The 24,799-nt window shown below is 47.2% G+C and carries 23 protein-coding genes and 1 riboswitch; of the genes, 7 read left to right on the top strand and 16 right to left on the bottom strand.

Annotated features, from left to right (window positions below):
• Positions 1–6 precede the first annotated feature (6 nt).
• The 6 genes from metH to murQ all read right to left on the bottom strand — a co-directional run bounded on the left by metH (position 7) and on the right by murQ (position 6,943).
• Positions 7–3,723 (bottom strand): methionine synthase, encoded by a 3,717-nt coding sequence (metH, locus tag BEL04_RS20935; protein ID WP_066007151.1) that lies wholly within the window; start codon positions 3,721–3,723, stop codon positions 7–9.
• Between the two features lie 139 nt (positions 3,724–3,862).
• A riboswitch (SAM riboswitch) is annotated at positions 3,863–3,976 on the bottom strand.
• Positions 3,977–4,069: 93 nt separating this feature from the next.
• Entirely contained in the window at positions 4,070–4,426 is a 357-nt protein-coding gene (locus BEL04_RS24645) for a murein L,D-transpeptidase catalytic domain-containing protein (RefSeq protein WP_254659610.1), read from the bottom strand.
• Complete coding sequence (locus tag BEL04_RS24640) at positions 4,365–4,673, bottom strand: murein L,D-transpeptidase catalytic domain-containing protein (RefSeq protein ID WP_254659609.1); 309 nt, start codon at positions 4,671–4,673, stop codon at positions 4,365–4,367. The genes BEL04_RS24645 and BEL04_RS24640 overlap by 62 nt, the downstream gene beginning before the upstream one ends.
• A gap of 36 nt (positions 4,674–4,709) precedes the next feature.
• On the bottom strand, positions 4,710–5,462 hold the full coding sequence (locus BEL04_RS20920) for a Bax inhibitor-1/YccA family protein (protein WP_066007146.1): 753 nt from the start codon (positions 5,460–5,462) through the stop codon (positions 4,710–4,712).
• A gap of 67 nt (positions 5,463–5,529) precedes the next feature.
• Positions 5,530–6,096 (bottom strand): hypothetical protein, encoded by a 567-nt coding sequence (locus BEL04_RS20915; protein ID WP_066007144.1) that lies wholly within the window; start codon positions 6,094–6,096, stop codon positions 5,530–5,532.
• Between the two features lie 28 nt (positions 6,097–6,124).
• Complete coding sequence (murQ, locus tag BEL04_RS20910; protein WP_066007342.1) at positions 6,125–6,943, bottom strand: N-acetylmuramic acid 6-phosphate etherase; 819 nt, start codon at positions 6,941–6,943, stop codon at positions 6,125–6,127.
• Between the two features lie 111 nt (positions 6,944–7,054).
• On the opposite strand from murQ, the gene BEL04_RS20905 reads away from it, so the two are divergent.
• Together BEL04_RS20905 and BEL04_RS20900 are read left to right on the top strand one after the other, a co-directional pair.
• The gene (locus BEL04_RS20905; RefSeq protein ID WP_066007142.1) at positions 7,055–8,647 is read left to right on the top strand and encodes a S41 family peptidase; all 1,593 of its coding nucleotides are present in this window, start codon (positions 7,055–7,057) and stop codon (positions 8,645–8,647) included.
• Between the two features lie 144 nt (positions 8,648–8,791).
• Positions 8,792–9,856, top strand: coding sequence for a branched-chain amino acid aminotransferase (locus tag BEL04_RS20900; protein WP_066007140.1), 1,065 nt, complete (start codon positions 8,792–8,794; stop codon positions 9,854–9,856).
• 60 nt (positions 9,857–9,916) lie between these two features.
• Here the strand turns inward: BEL04_RS20900 and BEL04_RS20895 are convergent, their stop codons facing one another.
• The 5 genes from BEL04_RS20895 to pdhA all read right to left on the bottom strand — a co-directional run bounded on the left by BEL04_RS20895 (position 9,917) and on the right by pdhA (position 16,768).
• On the bottom strand, positions 9,917–10,576 hold the full coding sequence (locus BEL04_RS20895; RefSeq protein WP_083228020.1) for a PepSY-associated TM helix domain-containing protein: 660 nt from the start codon (positions 10,574–10,576) through the stop codon (positions 9,917–9,919).
• Positions 10,566–12,095: a DUF2271 domain-containing protein gene (locus BEL04_RS20890; RefSeq protein WP_066007138.1), complete on the bottom strand. Its 1,530-nt coding sequence runs from the start codon at positions 12,093–12,095 to the stop codon at positions 10,566–10,568. The genes BEL04_RS20895 and BEL04_RS20890 overlap by 11 nt, the downstream gene beginning before the upstream one ends.
• A gap of 108 nt (positions 12,096–12,203) precedes the next feature.
• Positions 12,204–13,397, bottom strand: coding sequence for an alginate lyase family protein (locus tag BEL04_RS20885; RefSeq protein WP_083228019.1), 1,194 nt, complete (start codon positions 13,395–13,397; stop codon positions 12,204–12,206).
• 635 nt (positions 13,398–14,032) lie between these two features.
• Positions 14,033–15,724 carry a pyruvate dehydrogenase complex dihydrolipoamide acetyltransferase gene (locus BEL04_RS20880; protein ID WP_066007130.1) on the bottom strand — a complete coding sequence of 564 codons (1,692 nt, stop codon included), beginning with the start codon at positions 15,722–15,724 and terminating at the stop codon, positions 14,033–14,035.
• 48 nt (positions 15,725–15,772) lie between these two features.
• A complete protein-coding gene (gene pdhA, locus BEL04_RS20875; RefSeq protein ID WP_066007129.1) occupies positions 15,773–16,768 on the bottom strand; it encodes a pyruvate dehydrogenase (acetyl-transferring) E1 component subunit alpha in 996 nt (331 codons plus the stop codon).
• Positions 16,769–17,733: 965 nt separating this feature from the next.
• On the opposite strand from pdhA, the gene BEL04_RS20870 reads away from it, so the two are divergent.
• A complete protein-coding gene (locus BEL04_RS20870; RefSeq protein ID WP_066007128.1) occupies positions 17,734–18,324 on the top strand; it encodes a C40 family peptidase in 591 nt (196 codons plus the stop codon).
• A gap of 65 nt (positions 18,325–18,389) precedes the next feature.
• Complete coding sequence (locus tag BEL04_RS20865) at positions 18,390–19,502, top strand: CapA family protein (RefSeq protein ID WP_066007127.1); 1,113 nt, start codon at positions 18,390–18,392, stop codon at positions 19,500–19,502.
• On the opposite strand, the gene BEL04_RS20860 is transcribed toward BEL04_RS20865, so the two are convergent.
• Positions 19,499–19,684, bottom strand: coding sequence for a hypothetical protein (locus BEL04_RS20860; protein ID WP_066007338.1), 186 nt, complete (start codon positions 19,682–19,684; stop codon positions 19,499–19,501). The two genes, BEL04_RS20865 and BEL04_RS20860, sit on opposite strands and share 4 nt — an antisense overlap.
• Before the next feature lie 117 nt (positions 19,685–19,801).
• On the opposite strand from BEL04_RS20860, the gene BEL04_RS20855 reads away from it, so the two are divergent.
• From BEL04_RS20855 to BEL04_RS20845, 3 genes are all read left to right on the top strand, one after another.
• A complete protein-coding gene (locus BEL04_RS20855) occupies positions 19,802–20,740 on the top strand; it encodes an SPFH domain-containing protein (RefSeq protein WP_254659608.1) in 939 nt (312 codons plus the stop codon).
• A 216-nt stretch (positions 20,741–20,956) separates the two neighbouring features.
• The gene (locus tag BEL04_RS20850; RefSeq protein WP_066007125.1) at positions 20,957–21,457 is read left to right on the top strand and encodes a hypothetical protein; all 501 of its coding nucleotides are present in this window, start codon (positions 20,957–20,959) and stop codon (positions 21,455–21,457) included.
• A 141-nt stretch (positions 21,458–21,598) separates the two neighbouring features.
• Positions 21,599–22,153 carry a hypothetical protein gene (locus BEL04_RS20845; RefSeq protein WP_139113128.1) on the top strand — a complete coding sequence of 185 codons (555 nt, stop codon included), beginning with the start codon at positions 21,599–21,601 and terminating at the stop codon, positions 22,151–22,153.
• 3 nt (positions 22,154–22,156) lie between these two features.
• On the opposite strand, the gene BEL04_RS20840 is transcribed toward BEL04_RS20845, so the two are convergent.
• The 4 genes from BEL04_RS20840 to BEL04_RS20825 all read right to left on the bottom strand — a co-directional run bounded on the left by BEL04_RS20840 (position 22,157) and on the right by BEL04_RS20825 (position 24,796).
• Positions 22,157–22,729, bottom strand: a complete 573-nt coding sequence (locus tag BEL04_RS20840) for a 5-formyltetrahydrofolate cyclo-ligase (RefSeq protein ID WP_066007121.1) — start codon at positions 22,727–22,729, stop codon at positions 22,157–22,159.
• A 6-nt stretch (positions 22,730–22,735) separates the two neighbouring features.
• Complete coding sequence (gene bamE / locus BEL04_RS20835) at positions 22,736–23,269, bottom strand: outer membrane protein assembly factor BamE (protein WP_175404125.1); 534 nt, start codon at positions 23,267–23,269, stop codon at positions 22,736–22,738.
• 16 nt (positions 23,270–23,285) lie between these two features.
• Positions 23,286–23,849 carry an elongation factor P gene (efp, locus tag BEL04_RS20830; RefSeq protein WP_066007117.1) on the bottom strand — a complete coding sequence of 188 codons (564 nt, stop codon included), beginning with the start codon at positions 23,847–23,849 and terminating at the stop codon, positions 23,286–23,288.
• Positions 23,850–24,142: 293 nt separating this feature from the next.
• A complete protein-coding gene (locus BEL04_RS20825) occupies positions 24,143–24,796 on the bottom strand; it encodes an ABC transporter ATP-binding protein (protein WP_066007115.1) in 654 nt (217 codons plus the stop codon).
• Positions 24,797–24,799 lie beyond the last annotated feature (3 nt).

Raw genomic sequence — 24,799 nt, 5'->3', positions numbered from 1 at the left:
TTGATACTAATAAGCCAAATTCGGGCTCAACCACCTTTCAACTTCTTCGAGTGGCATGCCTTTCCTTTTAGCGTAATCCTCAACCTGATCTTTGCTGATCTTGCCTAAGCCAAAGTAGCGCGACTGCGGGTGGGCGAAGTAAAAGCCGCTTACCGATGCGGCGGGCATCATGGCCAGGCTTTCGGTGAGGTGCATTTGGGCGTTTTCTTCGGCTTTGAGCAGTTTAAACAGCGTTGTCTTTTCGGTATGATCGGGGCAGGCGGGGTAGCCTGGTGCCGGGCGTATGCCCTGGTATTTTTCTTTAATGAGGTCTTCGCTTTCGAGGTGTTCTTCTTTGGCGTAGCCCCAGTATTGTTTACGTACCAGTTCGTGCATTTTTTCGGCGAAAGCCTCGGCAAAACGATCGGCAATGGCTTTGGCCATAATGCTGTTGTAATCGTCGTGGTCGGCTTCAAAACCTGCAACCAGTTCATCGCAGCCAATGCCTGCTGTTACGGCAAAACCGCCCCAATAATCAGGTACGCCGCTTGCTTTTGGTGCAATAAAATCGGCCAAGGCGTAGTAAGGTTCGTCTTTCACTTTTTCGGCCTGCTGGCGAAGGGTGTAGATGGTATCTAAAACCTTAGTACGGCTTTCGTCGGCATACAGCTCGATATCATCGCCAACGCTGTTTGCCGGCCAAAAACCGATAACGCCGTTTGCCTGCAGCAGTTTTTCGGATACGATCCTGTTGAGCAATACCTGCGCGTCGTCGTACAATTTTTTAGCTTCAACACCTACGTATTTATCATCGAATATCTTAGGGAAACTGCCGCGCAGCTCCCAGGTATGGAAGAAAGGCGTCCAATCGATATAAGGTACCAGTTCTTCAAGCGGGAAGGCTTCGAAAACCTTTGTCCCCGTAAAGGTTGGCTTTGGCGGCATAGCGCCGTTCAAATTCAGCTCTATCCGTTGCTTACGGGCTTCTTCTATGGTTACAAAGCGCTTATCTGACTTTTTATTTAAATGCGCTTCGCGTGCTTTATCATACTCTTCGCGGATACCGTTGATATAGGCATCGCGGTTATCCTTGCTCATCAGGCTGCTGCACACGGTAACGCTGCGGCTGGCATCCAGTACGTGTATGGCGGGGCCGGAGTAGTTAGGCGCGATCTTTACCGCGGCATGGATACGCGATGTGGTTGCACCACCTACGATGAGCGGGATATCGAAGTTGTTGCGCTCCATTTCTTTAGCGAAATGCACCATCTCATCCAGCGATGGGGTGATGAGGCCGCTTAAGCCGATAATGTCGGCTTTTTGAGCGATAGCTTCGTCGATGATCTTTTGCGCGGGTACCATCACACCCAGATCGATAACCTCGAAGTTGTTGCAGGCCAGTACTACACCTACGATGTTTTTGCCGATATCGTGCACATCGCCTTTTACGGTAGCCATTAATACTTTACCGGCGTTTGCACGTTCGTTACTACCTTCGCCCGATTCGATCGCTTTTTGCTTTTCGAGTTCGATGAAAGGTAACAGATAGGCCACGGCCTTTTTCATTACACGTGCCGATTTAACCACCTGGGGCAAAAACATTTTACCGGCGCCAAACAGGTCGCCTACGATGTTCATGCCATCCATCAGCGGGCCTTCGATAACTTCTAAAGGCTTGGCATATTTTAAGCGCGCCTCTTCCACGTCGTCGTCGAGGTATTCGATAATGCCTTTTACCAGGGCGTGTGATAAACGTTGCTCAACCGGCTCTTTACGCCATTCTTCGTCTTTTACCACTTCTTTGCCTTTAGCTTTTACGGTTTCGGCAAAGTCGACCAAACGTTCGGTAGCATCAGGGCGGCGGTTTAATAATACATCTTCCACGCGCTCTAACAGCTCTTTCGGAATTTCTTCGTAAACCTCGAGCATACCCGCGTTAACAATACCCATATCCATACCGGCCTTGATGGCATGGTATAAAAATGCCGAGTGCATGGCTTCGCGCACTACGTTATTACCGCGGAAGGAGAAGGAGATATTACTTACACCGCCGCTTACTTTAGCCAGGGGCAGGTTTTGTTTTATCCAGCGGGTAGCGTTGATGAAATCGACAGCGTAATTATTGTGTTCCTCTAATCCGGTGGCAACGGTTAAGATGTTCGGGTCGAAGATGATGTCCTGCGGCGGGAAGCCGATCTCGTTTACCAGGATATCGTAACTGCGTTTGCAGATCTCGATACGGCGTTCGTAGCTATCGGCCTGGCCTTGTTCATCAAAAGCCATCACCACGGTGGCCGCGCCATATTGCATGATCTTTTTGGCGTATTCGCGGAACTTGTCTTCTCCCTCTTTAAGCGAGATCGAGTTAACGATGCCTTTGCCCTGCAGGCATTTCAAACCGGCTTCGATCACGGTCCATTTGGATGAATCGACCATGATGGGCAGCTTGGCGATATCGGGTTCGGAGGCGATGAGGTTTAAAAACTTTACCATCGAAGCCTCTGAGTCGATCATGCCCTCGTCCATATTGACGTCTATCACCTGCGCGCCGCCATCAACCTGCTGGCGTGCTACAACCAGTGCGCCTTCAAAATCTTCGGCCAGGATGAGCTTGCTGAATTTTGGCGAACCGGTGATATTGGTACGCTCGCCTACGTTTACAAAATTGGTTTCGGGTGTAATGTTTACCGCTTCCAAACCGCTTAGGCGCATGTATGGCGTAATTTCGGGTTTTACCCTTGGCGGGAACTTGGCGGCCTTTTCGGCGATGCAGCGGATATGGTCGGGCGTGGTGCCGCAGCAGCCACCAGCAATGTTCACCAGGCCGCTTTCCATAAAGTCTTCGACCAGATGGGCGGTTTCGTGCGGTGTTTCGTCGTACGCGCCAAACTCGTTTGGTAAGCCCGCGTTGGGATAGGCCGATATAAATACATCAGCGATGTTCGAAAGCTCTTCGATGTGCGGGCGCATTTCTTTTGCACCTAATGCGCAGTTTAAACCTACCGAAAGTAAGTTAGCGTGGCGAACCGAGTTCCAGAATGCCTCAACAGTTTGGCCTGATAAGGTACGACCGGAAGCATCGGTTATGGTTCCGGATATCATGATGCCGCCTGTAGGGCGGAAGGCTGCATAATCTTTACCCGCAGCTTTACATTCCTCTTCGTATTTTTTGATAGCGAAGATGGCCGCTTTGGCGTTTAGTGTATCAAAAATAGTTTCGATCAGCAACACATCGCTGCCGCCATCAACCAGGCCGCGAACCTGATCGTAATAAGCGTTTACCAGGTCGTCAAAAGTAACGGCGCGGTAGCCCGGGTCGTTCACATCGGGCGAAAGCGATGCGGTACGGTTTGTTGGCCCGATTGCTCCGGCCACAAAGCGTGGTTTACCAGGATTCTTTTGCGTGTATTCTGCGGCAACCTCTTTAGCCAGGCGTGCACCTTCGTAGCTTAACTCGTAGGCTAAAGGCTCCATTTTATAATCGGCAAGCGAGATCACCTGCGTGCTGAAGGTATTGGTTTCGATAATGTCGGCGCCGGCCTCTAAATATTCGGCGTGTATAGCTTTGATCACATCGGGGCGGGTGATGTTGAGCAGGTCGTTATTGCCCTGCAAATCCGAAGGGTGATCTTTAAAACGCTCGCCACGAAAGTCGGCCTCGGTGAGCTGATACCGCTGTATCATGGTGCCCATTGCGCCGTCGATAATGAGAATACGTTTTTTTAGTTCCTGTCTGATGTTCATTGTTGTTGATTTCACCGATTATATTAGTGATTCCACAGATTACCTACGAAATGGTCACCTCATCGGTGCAATCATATCACAAAAATCAGTGTAATCCTAAATCTGCTTATGTCGAAAAGTCGGGTGTTAAGTTGACCTTCGCTTATCTGTCCCAGACCCTGAAAAGAGTGGTTCTGAGTAGAATGTAGCACCTTGTAAGTACAGGTTGCTAAGGCATCGCAGGGTCTAATCCCTCCGCCTTTCTCTATAAGCAGCACAAAGGTGCGTAATAAAGTTGTAAAGTGCAAGGGGATCAGTGGTGAATGGTGAGTTGTGAGTGATTTTGAAGATGGCGTAAAATTATTATTCACTGATACACCCATAGCAGTGTGTGCCTTTTCTGGTTGCGCAGCAGTGTATCTACAACTTTCATTGTGTCATTTGATATAGCGGGGCAGCCCCAGCCTTCGGGGACGCCATCGGGGTATACTTCGGTTTCGGGCACGCTTTCCCAGGAGTGGAAAACGATCTCACGTTTAAACGCATTGTTGTTGGTAGCTTCCAATCCCGTAAGGTGATATTTAACATGGATGCCCCATGCGCTGTAGGCGCGCTGATCGATACGGTATTTGCCCAGGGCGGTGCAATGGCTACCGTCGCGGTTACTGAACCGGGGCTTTATCCTTACTCCATTTGCCCGACCATGGCATACTGCCGCAACCATGGCTGATGAGGCCCGAGGTGATGATGTTTTTTTTGCTAAAATCCCATAGTATGAAACGCTTTACGCCCGATGGCAGGCTCATATCGATAAGGATACAGTAGCGGGTGTTATAGCCTTTTTGTTTACAAAAAGTAAGGGCTTGTTTGGCTTTTGCCGAAGTGCGGTTAAGATCAATAGCCGGTGCAGCGGCGTTGACGCAGATGGCTAATAAAAATGCCGGTAAAAAGCTGCAAATGAGTTTGTACATCCTTTTTACCGGCATTAAAATAATGCTATTAAGAAATTATCTTCTGCGGCCGAATAAGCGCAGCAGCATCAGGAACAGGTTCACGAAATCGAGGTAGAGGTTTAATGCGCCCATTAAGCCTAACTTATTTTTCAGGGTTCCGTCAACATCTTCTGAGGCAGCCAGTTGTTTAAGCTTTTGCACATCGTAAGCGGTTAAACCCACAAATACGGCAACGCCTACGTAGCTGATAATATAATCCAATTGCTGGCTGTGTAAGAACCAGTTGACCAATGATGCGATGATGATACCCCATAAGCCTGCGATCAGTAACGAGCCGAAAGAGGTCAGATCGCGTTGGGTGGTATACCCTGCAATGGCCATCGTACCAAAAACTACCGATGTGGTGATGAATACGCCCAATACCGAACCGGCGGTGTAAGCGAGCAATATCCAGCTGAGGCTAATACCCATTACAGTGGCAAAAGCGATGAATAATATCAATAACACAGGGTACGACATTTTTTGTAAGCCAAATGAGATGGCCAAAAGAAACGCGAAGGGTGCCAGCATTACCGCAATGGCAAGGCCGGTTGTGCTGCCGGTGGCAGGATCGTAAAGCAATGTCAGCAATTGCGGGTTTGTGGCAAATTCGTAAGCGCTAACTGCGGACAAGCCCAATGCAACAAACATCCACAAAAATACGTTAGCCATAAACTTACGTACGTTGGTGCTGTCGTCTATTTGTATAACGTTATCGTATTTGTATTCGATATCGTTTGTTTTATAATCAAAACCTTTAGTTTCCATTGTTAATTAATTTAAGGTATAAACGTAATTTGTATTTTTTTAGTGCAATATACTTATAAGCGATTGATTAATTCAAGCGTTTAACCAACAACTCTTCAACTTTTTTGAATACCTGCAAAGGTTTCAGCGTTCGCCAGCCCAGATCGTCTAAAACACCGCCGAAATTAATATAATAATCGATGTTGTTTCGCTTAAACTCGTTGATCACATGATCGCGGAAATTGATGCCCGCTATCCAGCCATCCTCCACCTCCTGGAACCATTCTTCGTAGTAACAGTCATCGCTCGAGTGGAAGTTGAGCACGTTTTCGCCGATGAGGATGAATTTATTGATGCCTTCATCCATCATCAGTTCAATGAGTTCCCGTTTCAGTACCATGATGTCGTTATCGATGGCGTCGTTCCATTCGCCAATCAATTCGATGATGGTGTAGCCCCGGTCGTAATCGGCAAATAAAACTTTGAGGTATAGCGTGTTGGAGCCGAACGAGTCCCACTGCGGGTGGAGCAGGTAGTTGTATACCTGTTTATCGAACTCAAACTCGTTGTATTCCGTCGCATAAAAAGGCGAAAGCTCGTCTTCGGCGGCTATATAATCGTCGCGCCAGCGGTAATATGGTTCTATCTCGTGCATCCTGTCCCAACCCCTATCCGAATGAATCCTACTTTCTTTGTGTTACGGGCGCATGATCGATGGCCTGACGTACGCTGCCATATTTTTCGAGCAGGTTGGCGGCGGTTTGCTCGTCGAGCCCGGTGGCCTGCATCACCATATTGGTACCCCGATCGATGAGTTTGTTATTGGATAACTGCATATCCACCATCTTGTTGCCAACAACACGGCCCAGCCTTATCATTACGCTTGTACTGAGCATATTGAGGGCGAGTTTTTGCGCGGTGCCGGCTTTCATGCGGGTTGAGCCGGTAACAAACTCAGGGCCGGTGACGATCTCGACAGGGTATTGCGCTGCCGCTGCTATAGGCCCGCCTTCGTTACAAACAATGCAGCCGGTTACCACGCCATGCGCGTTAGCCGTTTGCAGACCACCCACAACGTAAGGCGTAGTACCCGATGCGGCTATGCCTACCAGCACGTCCTTATCGTTTATATTGTATTCCAGCAAGTCCTTCCAGGCCTGTTCGGCATCGTCTTCGGCAAATTCAACAGCTTTGCGTATAGCGCCGTCGCCGCCGGCGATGATACCGACAACCCAATCGAACGGGACGCCATAGGTAGGAGGGCATTCGGAAGCATCAACCACACCCAGCCTGCCACTGGTACCGGCTCCTATATAAAACAGCCTGCCGCCGTTCTTCATCCGTTCGGCAGTTACCGTAACTAGTTTTTCCAACTGCGGAATGGCCTTTTTAACAGCATCTGCAACGGTCTGGTCTTCTTTGTTAATGTTTGTCAGGATCTCGTTAACCGACATCTGGTCGAGGTTATTATAATGAGAATCCTTTTCGGTGACTATTTTCAATGGCTCTATATTATGATAAACAAAATTGGTAAATTTTAGCAAATACTTAAAGCTATCAACATAAAATTATTGGGCTTAGTATGCATTGCTTATTTTAGCAAGGTCAAATTAATGAAAAATAATGCAATAACCTTCGTTCGTACCTTAATGCTGCTGTTTGCAGGGGCGCTGATGGGTATTTGGTTCAGCAACGAAAACCTGCGGGGCAACCGCTTTTTTCTGAGCGGGGGCGATAAGCTGCAGCGTGTGGTAAAGCTCGTGCACGACAGGTATGTCGATTCGGTTGATATAGACAGCCTTGAGGGCAAATCGGTTAACCAGTTATTGCAGGATCTGGATCCCCACTCGCTATACCTGCCGCCACAGCGTGCACAATCCATCAACGAGCGGCTTGACGGCGGCTTTTTCGGTGTCGGTGTCGAATACCTGATGCTTGATGATACCCTGTATGTTAGCCAGGTGCTGCCGGGCGGGCCGGCCGCAAAAGCAGGTATTGAAAGCGGCGACCGCGTTATCCGTTTTAACGACCACAACCTTGCAGGAGCGCACCTGACAACCGGCAAGATCGACTCGATATTTCGCGGCGGTAAAAACACCGATGTGCAGCTAAGCGTGTTGGGGCCAAACAGCAGTAAAATAAAAGTAGTAAAGCTTAAACGCGACCGCGTTGATCTGAGCAGCATCGACGCGGCGTATATGATAGCGCCTGCTACGGGCTATGTTAAGGTCAGCAAGTTTGCCGCTACAACCGACCGCGACTTTAAGGCCGCCTTGAAAAAACTTAAAGCCGCGGGCATGCAAAAACTGGTGCTCGACCTGCGGGATAATGGCGGCGGCTACCTGAGTGCCGCCACCGCCATGGCCGACGAATTTTTGCCCGCCGGCAAACTCATTATGTTTACCAAAGGTGTGCACGAACCGCGTACCGATTATTTCGCTACCGACTCTGGTTTGTTCGAAAAGGGCAAACTGGCCGTGATGATCAACGAGTACTCGGCTTCGGCAAGCGAGATACTGGCCGGCGCCCTGCAGGATCTGGACCGCGCCACCATCGTTGGCCGCCGCTCGTTTGGCAAAGGGCTGGTGCAGGAGCAGTTCCCTTTCGCGGATGGCTCGGCGGTGAATCTCACCATCGCCAGGTATTATACGCCCTCGGGCCGGTCGATCCAGAAATCGTATAAAGATGGCGCCGATAGCTACCATAACGAACTGGCCGCCCGTATGCAAAAAGGTGAGCTGTTTTCAGAAAAGAGCAACCTCGATGACAGCCTGTTTAAACAACCAGCCAAATACCATACCGCCAACGGGCGCAAGGTTTTTAGCGGCGGCGGCATTATGCCCGATGTTTTTGTGCCTGCCGATACCACCGGTAATACCGAGCTGCTGTACAGCCTGAGCAATCGCCAGCTTTTTATGGGCTTTGTGCTGCAAAAGCTACAGGCAAAACTGGCCAAATACCGCAGCTTCGATGATTTTAGCAAAGGTTTTGCCGTTAACGATGCTATGTTTACCGATTTTGTGGTATACGCTACCAAAACGCTTAAACAGTTAGACTCGGGTCAGATCCGCCAGTCAGAAAAAAAGATGTGCCTGTATATCAAAGCTTTTGCCGCCCGCTTTAAATGGGGCGACGACGGTTATTTTAAAACGATTAACGAGAGCGATATTACGCTGAAAACAGCGATCAAATGTGCGAATGAGTAGATATCCTGGTTGCTTAGAGCGTTACAATCCTATCATCTCAATACCATAATCCCATAAATTGGTCATCTCCGCATATTTCTCTGATTACCAATTCAAACAAAAATCCGTAAATTGCGCTTTTTCTAATTCTAATCTCTAAATGTTATGACAGAGACACTTGACATCACGATTACGAAGGTTGCCAAATCGCGTTTAGCTGAAACCGATTTTAACAACCTGCCATTTGGCCGCACTTTTAGCGACCATATGTTTGTTGCTGACTACGCCGACGGCGAATGGAAGAATTTCCAGATCGTCCCTTACGGCGAAATTGGTTTAAGCCCTGCAATTTCGGCGCTGCACTACGGCCAGTCGTTTTTTGAAGGATTGAAGGCTTATAAGCATGTCGATGGTAAGGTCTCTGTGTTTCGCCCGTACATGAATGCCGCGCGTTTCAACAAATCGGCCGAGCGTTTGTGCATGCCCGAACTGCCCGAAGATATTTTTGTACAGAGCATAGCCGCACTGGTCGATCTGGATAAGGATTGGATCCCGGCTAAGCCTAACCACTCGCTGTACATCCGTCCGTTTATGTTCGCTATTGATCCTTACCTCGGTGTGGCGCCCTCAAAAACATATAAATATATGGTGATCTGCGGCCCTACGGGTCCGTATTTCAGCAAACCGCTGCGTGTGAAGATCGAAACCCATTACTCGCGCGCGGTTGAGGGTGGTTTTGGCTACGCTAAAGCGGCCGGTAACTACGGCGGTGCGATGTTACCGTTGAAGAAGGCCGTTGAAGAAGGTTACGACCAACTGATCTGGACAGATGGTAAAGAACATGCATATATGGAAGAGCTTGGCGCGGCCAACGTCATGTTTTTGCTGGATGGCAAACTGATCACCCCGTCGACCCGCGATACCATTTTAAAAGGTGTTACCCGCGATACCGTTTTAACCCTGGCGCGTGAGTGGGGTTATACAGTTGAAGAGCGCCGCGTAAGCATAGCCGAAGTTTTGGAAGGCGCTAAAAACGGTAAGCTGACCGATGCTTTTGGCGCAGGTACAGCCGCTACCATTGCACCTATCGGTGAAATTGAGCACGGGGGTAACTTGTATACCTTGCCCGACCCGTCGCAGCGCGAATTCTCGAAAAAGGTATTAAAGACTCTGGATGAGATACGTTACGGCGTAACCGCCGATCCGTACGGCTGGAACTACATGGTTTAAAGAACGCGTATTTGATATTTAAATAGCGATGGCCTAAATTCATCGCTATTTTTTTTGCCGTTATTTTACAAAAGTAAGGTATATCACATAAACGATCACGATTCCGGCTGCGGCCATAACAAACCCGCTGAAACGTTTCTTTTTCATAAAACAGATCATCACGATACCGGTAAGGGATACCAGCGCCATGAAGATGGCGGTTATATCGATTACCCATGCCCAGCCTTTACCGGCATCGCGGCCTTTGTGCAGATCGTTCAATACGGCTACCAGGCCGAAACGGGTTTCGGTAAGTTTATACCGGCCGTTATTGCGGTTGATATACGTATCGGCCGCATAGCCCGGGCCGTTAAAGGATACCGAAACGTCGCCATCATCGATACGGAAATCGCTTACATTGCCCTTAATGCCATTGGTTTTGCGTAAAAACTCCACTATCTGCAATTTGGCAACCAGGTTGGTGTCTTTAACATTTACCCATTTGGCATCCATATCGCCGCTGATCTTTTTTATCTGCGGCTTATTGCCAAACCAATCGGCGTGATTGAGGGTAAATCCGGTAACGGCAAAAAATAAAAGAATGGCAAAACTTACCATCGACAGGTAAATATGCAGCCAGCGCGAAACAGCGGCAGTTCGCTTTTTCCATGCGGCTTTGTGATGCTTCGCGGCTTTGTTTTTGCCCGGGATACCATCGGTATTCAGTTCGTTATTGGGCATCCCTGGTTTTTTTGCGGTAATCTAACGATGCCGAAGCGACTTCGGTATTGGGCGTTAAGGTAATCAGTTTAGGCTTACCCGAAAAATCCATTTCCTGCTCATACAACTGGTGGGTGCCGTGTTCGCGGGCAACTTCAATTTCGATGGTATAGCTTCCACGGGCAACCAGGTTACCTTTATCATCTTTACCATCCCACTTCAAAGTATATTTTCCCGGCGAACGTGTAGCGCTGGATGTAGAACTTATATTGCTATTGGCGTCCATAAAGGTATCGTAGTAGGCGCTGTACCAGGCATGCATGTCGCTCAGCCAACGCGGTTTGTTGTACCATAAGGCGATATTGCGTACAGGCTTTTTGTCTTTATCAACCACCCAAACAGCTACAAACGGGCGGTGTACCCTCATACCTTCAATTTCGGCAAGCTCCAGGTTGATAGCCAGTTCGTAATTGGTATCCCAGGTTTTATCTTTTGCCGGTGCGATATTTGGATTTGTTACGCGTGGTTTTGCTACGGGAATTTCCAAAATCTTCCAGCCCTTGCTCTCGATACGCTGCCCGTCGCGGGTGATGATCAGGTATTCCGATCCGGGCACAGTAGCGGCAAGTTTGGCGCTTTCGGCAGGTGTTAAAACGCTGAAAGCGGTTGCCAGCGCGCCTGCATCGGTAGCGTTTGGCGCGATAACAGTGGAGCTGATGACATTCTGGGCAGGCAAGCCGGTACGCGGGTCGACAATATGCGAATACCATTTGCCACCAATCAGTTCGCCGCGACGATAATTGCCGCTTGTGGCGATGGCTTTATTGCTGAGTGATACATCGGATATGGGTGCATCATTCTCGGCATCTGCCTTCGGGTCGCTTATTTGTACCTGCTCGGTGTGCTCACCGCGGATCACGATATCGCCGCCAATATTCAATACAACACCACTTATGCCGCCCGCGGTAAGGGCAGCGTTCACAGCTTTGTTGATGATATAGCTTTTAGCGAACGAGTTCAGCATCAGCGGTGCGTTATCCAGGCGCTGGGCGGTATGGTTAACCGCATCCAGTTTGTAATGGGCTTGCTTTATCACAGCTACCGATTGGCTGATCTCGGCTTCGGTTGGCAACTGATTGCGCTTTGCAGCGTCTTTCCATAATTTACCAATTACCTCAGCCGAAGCATCGAGAGCGCCGTTGCTACGAGTTTTCCACTGGTCGAACAGGTTCAATACCTCAAAGAGCTCCGGCGAAACTACAGTCGGTTTTGCAGACGAATGCATCCAGCGGCTAAACTCGCTTTGCCGGTTATAGCCGCTTAAAATATGATCAAGCCTGTCGATCTCGTTCAGCGCGTTGTTTTCGGCAACGGCAGCTTCGGCCGCTGACGCTGCCGAAACTTTGATCTGTAACGACGTGCCTAATACGTTTTCATAGTCGTTAACATAAATCCGGTTGTTTTTTATTGATGGGTTGTTAGTGCCGCTGCATAAGATAAACAATAGGCAGCCGGCCAAGATGCCAGGATGTAACTTCATTTAAATAATTATTAGTACAGGGTTCAATCCTAAAATAACGCAAAAAATGCCTTAAACGTCTGCAAAACCTGCCTAAACAATAACTTTGTTACAAAACCTGCCAAATAATTAATTATACAACAAATCCGTTATCAGCACCGAATCGTTTTTAGGGAAGGCTTCTGCCCGTTTGGTGTACGATGCATCCTTGTATTTCTGACCGGCCAGTACCAGTAAAGGGTACATCTCGCCTTTGTTATAAGGGCTTATCTGCTGGCGTTCTTTAGGTTTATCATCCAAAGCATACGGAATAAGGTAATCCAGCGCTTTATGTATACTGCGGCCATCGGCGGTGCTGTAATTCCAGATATCAATTCCTGCACGTTCGGCCAGCAGCGATACGTTATACCAGGCAGCTATATTGAAAGTGCTGTAACCGTAGGCATTGGTACGCGCCAGTTCGAGCGGCTCCTGCCCGTCGGGCTCAATTTGTACCGGTACGCGTTTCAGGCTCGCGGTTGCCAGTTCTTTAGCCAGTGCCACGTCGCCGGTAAATAAGGCATAGTCGATGGTTTGTGTATCGTAATGAATACCATGGTTGTTTTTTGCATTATGTTCGTCGTTACCGTTTTTGCTGGTACGCAACCAAACCAGGTATTGCTTGTACCAATCTTTGATGATGTTAAGGTCGGCAGTGGTGAATGATTTCGAACCGGCCAGTAAACCCATCCAGTCGGCCAGCCAGGCTAACGAGCGGCTTTCGATAATGCCGATACCGCGTCCGTCGTTAACGCCCAGTACGGCCTGCGCATAGGTTAAGTTCGGGTTCATCCGGGTATCGGGGTTTAAAAACCAAACGGCTAACAGCTCCTTCATTTTGGCGGCATATTTTTCGTCGCCGGTAAAGTAGTATGCTAACGACAGGTATTTGCAGCGTTCTTCCAGTTCGCTTAAGTACTCATGATCGCTGATGGTTTTGGTTTCGGGGTTATGTTCCCCGTCTTTACGGATGTAGGGCCTACCATCGGGTTTGGCAGGGTCGGGCCAGAAATATGGCGCCAGGCTCATGTAATCATGCTTCGATCCGCTTGGCGGCGTTTTGGCTTTATCCATCACCGAATGGGGTTTTTCGGGCAGTACTTTATCTGCGCGGTCAATAACCACTGCAACTTCTTTGGCAACAGTGGCATCGCCTTGCTTGTATTTAGCTTTTTGTGCGGCTATATGTTGCGGACTGATCAAAAACACATTGGGCAACTGCGCGCGGCTGATCTGCAAAAACGAAAGGGTAATAAGGCTAAGTAAAAAGGTCTTCTTCATCATATGGTGCTTATAGTGGTTAAAATTAGCATATTCGACTAAATAAAGCCGCAGCAGTAAAAAGCGTTGCTATATTGTTACAACTGTAATTTTTACACTTTCATCGGGTTTGTTTGAAAGTTGTAAGGTTTAAAGGCTGTAATGTTGCGGGGAACACATAGGTATTCTTCGGTATTTTCACGTGCTATTTTTCGCAATTACGGACGAAAGAACATGGGTATTTATGGGTATCCAACAAAAATTAAGTCATGCTGAACTTGTTTCAGTGCTCCTTAGGCGGAGCAACTATGCAAGTCATTTTTATACTTTACTTTTTGATTAAAAGGGCGTTGCCTGCGGCCCGGGCTATCCGCTCATACGCCTGCAGGCATTAGCCACAGGGCCGGTACCCGCTGCTATCCCTAACGCATTTTTCAGTCCGAAAGTCCAGTGTCCGAAAGATGCTTTTTTACTTTCGGACTTTCCGACTTCGTCCAACCAGGGGGGAAATTGTAAGAAATTTTTCGAACCTTTTGCTTCTTGTATCCGTTTCAGGCTTTGCGCCTAATCTTACAAGATACGAAAAAAACGCCATTTAAGCCAATAAAAAAGCCGAAGTCAGTAATGACTTCGGCTTTCCATATAAAAAAATGTTTCTCTTAAAACAGTAACCTTACCGGCTCCTCTAACAAAGCTTTCAGTGTTTGTAAGAAAGCAGCCGCGCTTGCGCCGTCAACCGTGCGGTGGTCGCTGCTCAGGGTTACTTTCATAATATTGCCCGGTACTACGGCGCCATTTTTCACAACCGGCACAGCCTGTATACCGCTAACGGCTAAGATACAAGAGTTTGGTGTGTTAATGATTGCGGTAAACTCATCAACACCGAACATGCCTAAGTTTGAGATAGTGAAAGTTGAGCCTTCCATTTCATTAGGCTGCAGTTTTTTTGCTTTTGCCTTGCCGGCGAAGTCTTTAACCTCGGCGCTGATATGGCTCAGCGATTTACCATCGGCAAATTTGATCACCGGTACCAGCAAACCTTCGTCAACCGCAACGGCAACACCGATGTTCACATGTTCGTTAAAGCGGATCTTATCGCCTAACCAGGATGAATTGATAGCAGGGTGCTGTTTCAGCGCGATGGCAGTAGCTTTAACTACCAGGTCGTTAAACGATATCTTGCTTGGTGCGTAGGCATTTATTTTGTTGCGCGCTTCGATGGCCGAGTCCATATCGATGGTCATGGTTACATAGAAGTGCGGCGCGGTGAATAAGCTTTCAGACAGGCGGCGGCCGATAGCCTTACGCATTTGGGTAACGGGTTTTTCGGTAAATCTCTCGGTGCCGACAAACTCCGGTATAACCACTTTAGGTGTCTCTTTCGCGGGTGCTGCGGCAGGTGCAACAGCCGGAGCGGCAACAGGTGCTTCAGCAGCGGCGGCTGCCGGTTTGGCGGCACCAGGGGTATAGCTTTCAACGTCTTTTTTAACAATGCGGCCGCCCTCGGCGCTGCCTTTCAGCTCGCTCAGGCTGATACCTTTGTCTTTGGCAATTTTGCGTGCCAGTGGCGATGCTTTAATGCGGCTGTCGTCATCAGAAGTTGCGGCGGCAGTTGCAGGAGCAGCTTCTTGTGCAGCAGGAGCTTCGGCTTTTGCAGGTTCGGCGCTACTGCCACCGCTGCTGCCGGCGCCGCTATCTTGCAGTAAAGGCGTAATATCAGTTCCTTCTTTACCTACAATGGCAATAATATCGTTTACTTTGGCGGCTTCGCCTTCTTTTACACCGATGTATAATAAAGTGCCGGCTTCATAACCTACAACTTCCATCGTGGCTTTGTCGGTAGCAACATCGGCCAGCGAATCGTCCGATTTTACTTTATCGCCAACCTTAAAGTTCCATTTTTCGATGGTTCCCTCGGTCATGGTATCGCTTAACAGCGGCATGCGGATAACCGTTGCCGGGATGTTCGATGTATCAACTTTTGGCGCTGGTGCCGCAGCCGGCGCATCGGCCTTTTTATCGGCAGCGGGTGCAGCCGGTTTTTCGTCAGCTTTAGGTGCTTCGGCAGCAGGCGGAGTGCCAGCGCCGGCTAAAGCCGCTTTATAATCTTCTCCTTCTTTACCTAATACGGCTATTACCGCATCAACCGGTACAGCTTTACCTTCCTCAACGCCCAGGTACAAAATGGTTCCATCCTGAAAGGATTCAAAATCCATAGTAGCCTTATCGGTTTCTATCTCGGCAAGCAAATCGCCCGATTTAATTTTATCGCCAACTTTTTTATGCCACTTCGCCAAAACCCCCTCGGTCATGGTGTCGCTCATTTTAGGCATCTTAACTACTTCAGCCATATATTTATTTGATGAATAGTTTTATTAATATTTTTTAGATAAACGGTATTAGTCTCTGATGTAAGGATAATCCTTTTGTACATATACATCTGTATAAAGCTCAGATGCATCCGGCCACGGCGACTCTTCAGAGAATTTTACTGATTCATCAACAATAGCTTTTACTTTTTCATCAATTTCTTCAAACCATTTTTCGTCGGCATAACCTTCTTTTAAAATGGTGGCTTTGGTAGTTTCGATAGGGTCCTTCGCTTTGTAGCTTTCAACCTCATCTTTGGTGCGGTATTTTTGCGGATCGCTCATCGAGTGGCCTTTGTAGCGATAGGTGCGGATCTCGAGGAAGGTAGGGCCATCGCCTTTACGTGCACGTTGCGCGGCTTCGTCCATCGCGTTGTGTACAGCTACCGGGTCCATACCGTCAACCGGCGACGATGGGATATCATAAGGCAGGCCTAATTTGTAAATATCGGTTTGGGCGGTAGTGCGCGCAACCGAGGTACCCATAGCGTAACCGTTGTTCTCGCAAACAAAAATTACAGGCAGCTTCCATAGGGCAGCCATGTTAAAGGTTTCGGTTAAAGCGCCCTGGCGCACGGCGCCGTCGCCCATGTAAGCAACGCAAACGTGGTCGGTACCTTTATATTTTTCGGCGAAAGCTATGCCGGCGCCCAGTGGTACCTGCCCGCCCACGATGCCGTGGCCGCCATAAAAATTGTTTTCTTTATCAAACATGTGCATCGAACCGCCTTTGCCTTTTGAGCAGCCGGTTGCTTTGCCATAAAGCTCAGCCATAACGGCGTTGGGATGCGTGCCTTTAGCTAAAGCATGGGCGTGATCGCGGTAAGCGGTTATCATGCTGTCTTCGTGTTTTAAAACCGACATCGCGCCGGCTAAAACTGCTTCCTGACCGATATATAAATGGCAAAAGCCACGTATTTTTTGCTGACCATATAACTGACCTGCCTTTTCTTCAAACTTTCGCATTAAAAGCATTGACTCGTACCAATGCAAGTAAGTTTCTTTGGTAATCGCGACTGAACTCATTGTATTAAAAAAGATCTTTTATTTAATTTAATGCGCAAATCTAATTATATCCGCGTAAAAAGCGAAAACCCCACAAGAATGTTTCAGTTTTATTGCACCGCGGCAAAATGCCCGGTAAACCGTTAATTAAATGGGTTTTATTGTGTGGCGATAATTTATCCCAACAAAATTTCATTAACGCCAAGTTTGGCAAAATAAAACCATGTGTTTGTGCATTGTAGTTGAGCCGTGGGCAAACAAAATATTTTACCTCCTGCATCAGGATTTGCCGGATAGAAGGTATAAGTTATTGAGAGAAGCAGGGTTGTGTTGTTGCAGATGTGGCAAAGCCGGTATATTTAGTTAACTATTTGAGGGCCGTGTACCGGCGCAGTAATTGCTCGGCTTGCACCACCATGATCAGTTAGATTAAAGGGTATAGATGCGGGCTGACATTAGCAAATGATGTAACAAATATAGCGGCTCGAAAAAAGCTAATCATGCACGCCTGTTTTTACCTGGCGGTAAATTTATAGTTTACAGGTAAATATGCAGGGGGATAACTGACGGGGGGTAAATACACGATCTGTTTACAGATACTTTTAGTGATGATGTACCCGGAGTTTTGCAATTGCAAAAGTTAAGAATTACCCAACTATTGTGTAAATTTTTTTCTCGAAAAGTGCTTTTATTTTCTGTTAATGAAAACAAAAGTGTATAGTATAACGTGCATTTGTACCTCTTTTAGTACGCCTGTGATGTGTTTTTGCGACAGTCTGGTTAAATTCTTTTCTGTTGAAAATCTGACAGTTAAATGAGTTATCCACAAATTTTTTTCACATTTATTTTGGATAAGTAATTAATAGGTTTATCTTCGGGACCTGATAATTGGATAAATTATTAAGGAAATAGCAGTTTGATGACGATTTAGTTGTCAATTTAATAAACAATTTGTTGCACCCCCTGATACAACAAAAAAGCATTAAATGAAGAAAATTACTATTGCACTTGCATTATTTTTAAGCGTTACAACAGTAGCGGTTCAAGCCCAAACAAAATCTGTACCAAACAATCAGGAAACTAAAGTTGCTGATGATCAGGACAAAAGCCTTATAAAAGATTACTTCTCACAAATTATGGGGGTAGCGTTATCTACTACCTCGAATGTTAAGCTGTTTCAGTTTGTTTACGATTGGATAGGTACCCCTTACCGTTTTGGTGGTACTTCGCGTAAAGGCATTGATTGCTCGGCATTTACCAAAGAGCTGTACAGCAAGGTATTTAACCTGAGCATACAACGTAACTCGCGCGATATCTTCAGCATGGTTAGCCCGATTAAAAAGGACGACCTGAAAGAAGGTGACCTGGTATTCTTCAAAATACACAGCCGTAATATATCGCATGTGGGTATTTATCTGGGCAACAGTAAGTTTGCACATGCATCGTCAGAAGGGGTTAAGATATCGAGCCTGGATGACGACTATTATAGCCACTACTTTTTTAAAGGCGGCCGTTTATTAGATTCGTTTAAAGCCGAAGTAGCTAAGGAAGATGCCGATAAGGGCGAGAAAAAATAACACTCGCCATTATTGAGAAAAATATTGATCCCTTCACGTTACACTGAAGGGATTTTTTTTGCCCGATGAAGAAGTTTTTTTTTGTTTTTGCATGTATTGCGGCTTTGTTTGTTGCAGCCTGTAACAACGCACCCGCACCGATAAGGCTTTCGCCGGCGCCTGCCGGCAAGCCAGTAGCCAAACCGGTTGCCAAACCGCACGATACCATTTCTATTGCAGCTGTCGGCGATATTATGCTGGGTACGGCATATCCAAATAAAAACACCTTACCTCCCGATAGCGCCAAAAATAGTTTTAAAGCAGTGCTGAACGAATTGCGCAATGCCGATGTAACCTTTGGCAACCTCGAAGGTACCCTGCTGGATAAAGGCAGCCCGGCGAGGTATAAAAAAAACCTGGCCATAGCCTACTTCTTCAAAATGCCTACGGCCTATGTAAACGTGCTTAAAGATGCGGGTTTTGATGTGCTTAGCCTGGCCAATAACCACAGCGGCGATTTTGGCGAAGAGGGCCGCATCAGCACCGCCAAAACGTTAGATAGCGCGGGCATAAATTATGGCGGCTTATTGAGCCATCCCACAGCAATCTTTAAGCAAAATGGCGTTACCTATGGCTTTTGTGCTTTTGCGCCCAATGCCAGTACCCTGCCCATCCTCGATCTGAAGAACGAAGCGCAGGTCATCGGCGGTCTGAAAAGACAGGTGGATATCGTGATCGTATCTTTTCATGGCGGTGCGGAGGGTGTGGCCTATGAGCATGTTCCGCCCGGCGGCGAATCGTACCTCGGGCAAAAGCGCGGCGATGTTCGTGCCTTTGCGCATACCGCCGTTGATGCCGGCGCCGATGTGGTTTTTGGCAACGGCCCGCATGTTAACCGCGCAATGGAGCGATACAAGGGCCGGCTGATCGCCTATAGCCTCGGTAACTTTTGTACCTATAAATGCGTGAGTGTCGACGGGGTTTGCGGTCTGTCATCGTTACTAAAAGTCAACCTTAACAAAAATGGCGAGTTCATTAACGGGCAGATCATCGCTTTAAAACAAACTCATGCCGGCGGCCTGCAGCGCGACAGCTCGAACAAAGTAATAACCCGGGTGCGAGCCCTGACTAAGGCCGATTTCCCTAACCCCGGGTTAACGATAGCTGATGACGGGAAGATAACCGTACAGGGCAATTAAGCCTCATCTTTGGTAACCCTTACTAACCCGATGCCCGAAAAAAAGAACAGCAGGCCTATAATGCCGAACACCGTAATGCTGGTGTATTGTGCACTGTGCTGGATAATGCTGATGCCAGCATAGATTAAGCCGATAATGCCTAACACGGTCAGTATGGCTCCGAAAGTACGTTTTAAGTTCATGGTAGTGTTTGTTTTATCGATCACCAACCGGTAAATCTATCTCTGTAAAACAAAAAGCGAACCAAATAAATATGCCGGGTATTTTCTATACATTCGTATAAAATAAACCTTAAAGCCATGATGATAGCCGTCGGAGTGATCGTATTTGTTTTACTGATCCTCATTTCAAGCTCATTTGTTACCGTTAGCCAGGGCACTATTGCTGTAGTTACCGTATTTGGCAAATACAGCCGGATAATGACACCCGGACTTAATTTTAAGATACCCCTGATCGAACAGATATACGCGCGTATCTCTATCCAGAACCGCTCGGTCGAGCTCGAGTTCCAGGCAGTTACTGTCGACCAGGCCAACGTATATTTCAAAGCCATGCTGCTTTATTCGGTATTGAACCAGGATGAGGAAAACATTAAAAACGTAGCCTTTAAGTTTATTGATGAACGAAACCTGATGCAGGCGCTCATCCGCACCATCGAAGGCTCTATCCGTGCCTTCGTGGCTACCAAGCGCCAGGCCGATGTACTGATCTTAAGGAGAGACATTGTTGAACACGTTAAAGGACAGATCGACCAGGTTTTAGAAACCTGGGGTTATCACCTGCAGGATCTGCAACTGAACGATATTACTTTCGATGATGTGATCCTCAAATCCATGAGCCAGGTAGTAGCATCGAACAACCTCAAAGCCGCTGCCGAGAACGAAGGCCAGGCCCTGCTCATCACCAAAACCAAGGCCGCCGAAGCCGAAGGCAACGCCATTAAAATTGCCGCTGAAGCCGAGCGCCAGGCTGCCCAGCTGCGCGGCCAGGGTATTGCCCTATTCCGTGAGGAAGTAGCTAAAGGTATGAGCGTTGCCGCAAAAGAGATGAAAGAGGCCGAGATGGATACCTCGGTAATTTTGTTTACGATGTGGACGGAAGCCATCAAGCATTTTTCAGAAAACTCCAAAGGCAACGTCATCTTCCTCGATGGCTCGACCGAGGCTATGCACCAAACCATGAAAGAGATGATGAGCCTGAACATGCTCAGCCAGCAAAAAGAGCAGAATAAAAAGTAGCCGGCCAGATAAGTGTAGTTAAAACCATACACTTTTATTGGGTTATTGGTAAAAAAACCTATCGGTAAATTCTCTTTTTAAGAGCGGTTAAAGGCATGTTTTTAAACAACAAAACACAGGCAATCAATATTTTGCAATAAATACACTTTCCAAAAAATTACCCGGTGGCATTATGTTTGTTTTATAGTTGATGTAAATGCAACAACCATAAACACCATGAAAAAAGTAACATTAAGTATGCTATCGGCCTTTTTAATGCTGATAGCCGTAAATACTGCAAAAGCACAGGTTTCCTTTTCCTTACACATAGGCACACCGCCCGTTTGGGCGCCCCCGGCTTACGCCCACACTATCCGTTATTACTATATCCCCGAGATCGATAGTTATTACGATGCTGAAAGAGGCGGTTACTATTATTACGACGGCCCTAACTGGGTATTCTCGGCATCATTGCCAGGCTTTTATGCAAGTTACAATATAGGTAGCCTGCACCATGTACCGGTTCGCTATTATGGCGACAGACCTTATACTTATTTTGCGCCGCGAAGGGCATATTATGTGGAACGTTACCATCCGGTAGTATATCGCCATGAAGAATACCGCACGGTTGAGTACCGCCATCACGACGAAGATCATGGCCATTGGGATCATGGCCGCCATGGTGGCAGAGGCCCCGAATGGCATGGCGATCATGGACACGGGCATGGACACGATTAATCGTTAACACGTCATATGTTATTATTGAACAGCGCTCCGATAACCCGGGGCGCTGTTTTTTTACTTAATTTTTTTGCCTCATACAATAAACTTATGATTAATCGTTTAGTCTGTACTGATGATTAAACCACAGAAATAAAGATGAGAGGTAAACGACGGGGTATTCTATGCTTAATTTGTTCAATTCCTTTTTTGGCTTCGGCGCAGTATTATCGCCGGCTCGCCGCCAGCGATTTCCAGGGTGTGCCGTCGGCAGGTAACCAGGCATTGGCCTATACCGATTGCGATGTTAAATACACATACCAGGCCACGGGCCGCAATAACAGCTACTCTGTCGATTTTAATGTACAGCTGGTTTTTAACCGTGATAAATCCTTCATTCATTTAAACTGGATCAAAGACCAGGACATGCTGCTGCAGGTTTTGCGGCACGAACAGGGGCACTATAATATAGCCTACCTGATGCGTGCCGAATTGTACAGGGCATTCAGACAGGCGCACTACACTGCAAACTACGCACAGGAGATAGGCGCTATATTCAGGCAGGTCGACGCTAAATACCAGAAGATTAACGCAGATTACGAAAGGCAAACCATGCACATGCAAAATGATATCAAACAGGAAGAATGGAATGCCTGGTTCTCACGCGCGATAGACAACGCTCCTGTACGGGGCAGCGCCCTGGCTGAAAGGTAGTAGCTAAAACAGGTACAGTTGATCAGGAGTGATGCACTGATGCAAAGGTTTGTCGTATCCATCAATATCTTCTATCTTTTCCTCAGGGCCGAAAAATGACAGGCCGATAAAATGCGCGCCGGGTTTACATTGCGCCATAAAACGATCGTAAAACCCTTTGCCGTAGCCAACACGGAAACCGCGCTTATCGAAAGCCAGGAGCGGCACAACAGCCATGTCTATATTGCTCACATCAACCATATTGCCGGCAATGGGCTCGGTAATACCCAGCATGTTTTCGGCCAAAACAAGATCGGCGTCATCAGCAAAATGGCGCATGCTATGGTCGGCAAAATCGGTTTGCGGGTATACGATCTTAATATCAGGGCGTGTTACTTTGAGCCAGTTGAGCAGCAGCCGCGTATCAGGTTCTTTTTTTGATAAGATGGGCAAATAGCAGTGCAGGTATTTTATTCCGGTAAAGTCGAGTTGCTGAAACTCCGTGAGCAATTGCCTGTTCAATTCCGCATATTCTTCGGGCGAAAGCTGCTGCCTTTTGGCTAAGTAGATTTTGCGGAGTTGTTGTTTGGTTGGCATTATCAATCAATGTTCAAATACTTCAACAACCCTATTCTTTTCAAAAGTGATATGGATGCTGTTCGGATCGATATTGAATAACTCCGGTTTATACCCAATTTCGTAATACCAATCATTATTGTCGTTAATATTTTCTTCATCGCCAAGAGTTGCTCTTACCTGATCCTTAGTCATCCCGATTAGTAATTTGCTGCCAATCAGATCCTTTGTAAGTTCATAGCGTTTTTCTTTATCTGCTTTCCATTTATCTTTATCAAAATCATTATTGGGATAGTATTCTACACAAAAAACGAAAAATAATACAATGGAACAATATATAATTGGCGTTAGGATGATCGTCGCCAGCCATGTGCCGATCATTTGGTTTTTTTTCTCCTTTATCAATTTCTTGGAAATGTACTTTGACAGGAAGAAAACAGGGATACCAAGTAGTACGCAGATGATGTACACCTCGTAACCAATTCCGAAAAGGCTCATACTCAAATATACGCTTTGCATCCCAAACAAAAAAAGCCCCCCGAATGCCGGAGAGCTTTTCAATATCATTAAATTATCCCTATTTCTTTACGCGCTCAACATAGTTGCCGGTAGTGGTATCTACTTTCACCATATCGCCTAAATTGATGAACAAAGGTACGTTGATCTCGGCGCCTGTTTCAACGGTAGCCTTTTTCATGGCGCCGCTCGAAGTATCGCCTTTAACCGCAGGTTCGGTATAAGTAATTTCCAGCTCAACCGAGTTTGGCATCTGGCCCATAATCGGCTCGCCGCTCTCAAAAGCAACAATTACATTAGTTCCTTCCTTTAAAAATTTAACGGCGTTACCGAATAAGGTTTTAGGCACGTTAAACTGGTCGTAAGTATTATTATCCATTACTACAAGGTCGTTACCCTCGTCGTACAGGTATTGATAATCGTTGGTTTCAACACGGGCAATCTCCACCTCCTCGTCGGTACGGAAACGGTATTCGATCAGCTTACCGGTTTTAATGTTGCGCATACGTGCCTGGTAAAACGCACGCAGGTTACCAGGGGTGCGGTGTATAAACTCTTCAACCTGTGCCAGTTCGCCGTTGAAGCGAAGTATACTGCCATTTCTTATTTCGGATGCTTTTGACATAAAATTGTACTAAAAAATTGAAGCGCAAACTTAGCCACTTGCATCCAAAGATACAAGCCGGATATAAACGATTGTTTAAAAGGGGTTTTGTTGCAATGTTTGAATGTTGTAAGGTTGAGAGGGTTTAAAAGTTTTTTGATTCAAGCATCCAATCAGTGCTATCGGGCCGTTGCCTGCGGCCCGGCCTTTCCGCTCATACTGCACGGGCATTAGCCACGGGCCGGTATCCCTGCCCGTCCGGCAGGCGGGCGCTTCCCTAACGCACCTTCTTCAAAAACGAGATACTTACCGGCTTACTTCTTGTAGTCGGTGATATTGATCATTTCGCTGCAAAAACCATACTCACTGGGCTGATTGGAGCAGATAACGGTGAGGCGGTCTTTACTAAATCTTTCAGCGAGGTTTAAATACCAGTCGGCGCCTTGGGCATCAAGGTTCGAGGTCGGTTCGTCAAGCATGAGCACCGGGGTATCGGCGCAAAAAGCTAAAGCCAGTTTGGTGCGCTGTTTCATACCCGATGAAAAATATTTAATGGCCTTATCCTTGCTCGCCTGCAGGTTCAACAAATCGATCACACTTGCGGTATCCAGCTCTTCGCGTATCTTTTTGAATTTGAAATGGAAAGTGATCATCTCCGCCAGGGTAAAATCTTCGATCAGCTCCATATAAGGTGCTGCCAGGCTCAGGTACTGGTAAACCGACTCTGCCTCTACCGCTTTCCCGTCAAATTCATAAACGATCTTTCCGGCCGAGGGCGTAAGGCTGCCATTAAGAATCTGCAGTAAAGTTGATTTACCCGAGCCGTTGGGCCCCAGTATGGCATAAGCGGCACCGCTGTTAAAAGTATAGTTCACATCCCTGAATATCCATTCGCGGTTAAAACGGCGGCCGATATTTTCGAGGGATATTTTGAAGCCCTGAGTCTTGAGTCCTGAGTCTTGAGTCAATTT

Source organism: Mucilaginibacter sp. PPCGB 2223, from assembly GCF_001705515.1.
In the GTDB taxonomy this organism is placed as follows: Bacteria; Bacteroidota; Bacteroidia; order Sphingobacteriales; family Sphingobacteriaceae; genus Mucilaginibacter.
The sequence above is the reverse complement of the archived record's forward strand: the minus strand, read 5'-3'. Positions and strand labels throughout refer to the sequence as shown.

Excerpts from the sequence above, each read along its gene's own strand:
- BEL04_RS20855 (WP_254659608.1), top strand. The coding sequence starts at position 19,802 with ATGATGATAGCCGTCGGAGTGATCGTATTTGTTTTACTGATCCTCATT.
- BEL04_RS24645 (WP_254659610.1), bottom strand. The coding sequence starts at position 4,426 with ATGGTTGCGGCAGTATGCCATGGTCGGGCAAATGGAGTAAGGATAAAG.
- BEL04_RS20900 (WP_066007140.1), top strand. The coding sequence starts at position 8,792 with ATGACAGAGACACTTGACATCACGATTACGAAGGTTGCCAAATCGCGT.
- BEL04_RS20895 (WP_083228020.1), bottom strand. The coding sequence starts at position 10,576 with ATGCCCAATAACGAACTGAATACCGATGGTATCCCGGGCAAAAACAAA.
- BEL04_RS24640 (WP_254659609.1), bottom strand. The coding sequence starts at position 4,673 with ATGTACAAACTCATTTGCAGCTTTTTACCGGCATTTTTATTAGCCATC.
- BEL04_RS20905 (WP_066007142.1), top strand. The coding sequence starts at position 7,055 with ATGAAAAATAATGCAATAACCTTCGTTCGTACCTTAATGCTGCTGTTT.
- BEL04_RS20885 (WP_083228019.1), bottom strand. The coding sequence starts at position 13,397 with ATGATGAAGAAGACCTTTTTACTTAGCCTTATTACCCTTTCGTTTTTG.
- BEL04_RS20870 (WP_066007128.1), top strand. The coding sequence starts at position 17,734 with ATGAAGAAAATTACTATTGCACTTGCATTATTTTTAAGCGTTACAACA.
- BEL04_RS20860 (WP_066007338.1), bottom strand. The coding sequence starts at position 19,684 with ATGAACTTAAAACGTACTTTCGGAGCCATACTGACCGTGTTAGGCATT.
- BEL04_RS20840 (WP_066007121.1), bottom strand. The coding sequence starts at position 22,729 with ATGCCAACCAAACAACAACTCCGCAAAATCTACTTAGCCAAAAGGCAG.
- metH (WP_066007151.1), bottom strand. The coding sequence starts at position 3,723 with ATGAACATCAGACAGGAACTAAAAAAACGTATTCTCATTATCGACGGC.
- BEL04_RS20920 (WP_066007146.1), bottom strand. The coding sequence starts at position 5,462 with ATGGAAACTAAAGGTTTTGATTATAAAACAAACGATATCGAATACAAA.
- BEL04_RS20865 (WP_066007127.1), top strand. The coding sequence starts at position 18,390 with ATGAAGAAGTTTTTTTTTGTTTTTGCATGTATTGCGGCTTTGTTTGTT.
- efp (WP_066007117.1), bottom strand. The coding sequence starts at position 23,849 with ATGTCAAAAGCATCCGAAATAAGAAATGGCAGTATACTTCGCTTCAAC.
- BEL04_RS20845 (WP_139113128.1), top strand. The coding sequence starts at position 21,599 with ATGAGAGGTAAACGACGGGGTATTCTATGCTTAATTTGTTCAATTCCT.
- BEL04_RS20880 (WP_066007130.1), bottom strand. The coding sequence starts at position 15,724 with ATGGCTGAAGTAGTTAAGATGCCTAAAATGAGCGACACCATGACCGAG.
- BEL04_RS20890 (WP_066007138.1), bottom strand. The coding sequence starts at position 12,095 with ATGAAGTTACATCCTGGCATCTTGGCCGGCTGCCTATTGTTTATCTTA.
- pdhA (WP_066007129.1), bottom strand. The coding sequence starts at position 16,768 with ATGAGTTCAGTCGCGATTACCAAAGAAACTTACTTGCATTGGTACGAG.
- BEL04_RS20915 (WP_066007144.1), bottom strand. The coding sequence starts at position 6,096 with ATGCACGAGATAGAACCATATTACCGCTGGCGCGACGATTATATAGCC.
- BEL04_RS20850 (WP_066007125.1), top strand. The coding sequence starts at position 20,957 with ATGAAAAAAGTAACATTAAGTATGCTATCGGCCTTTTTAATGCTGATA.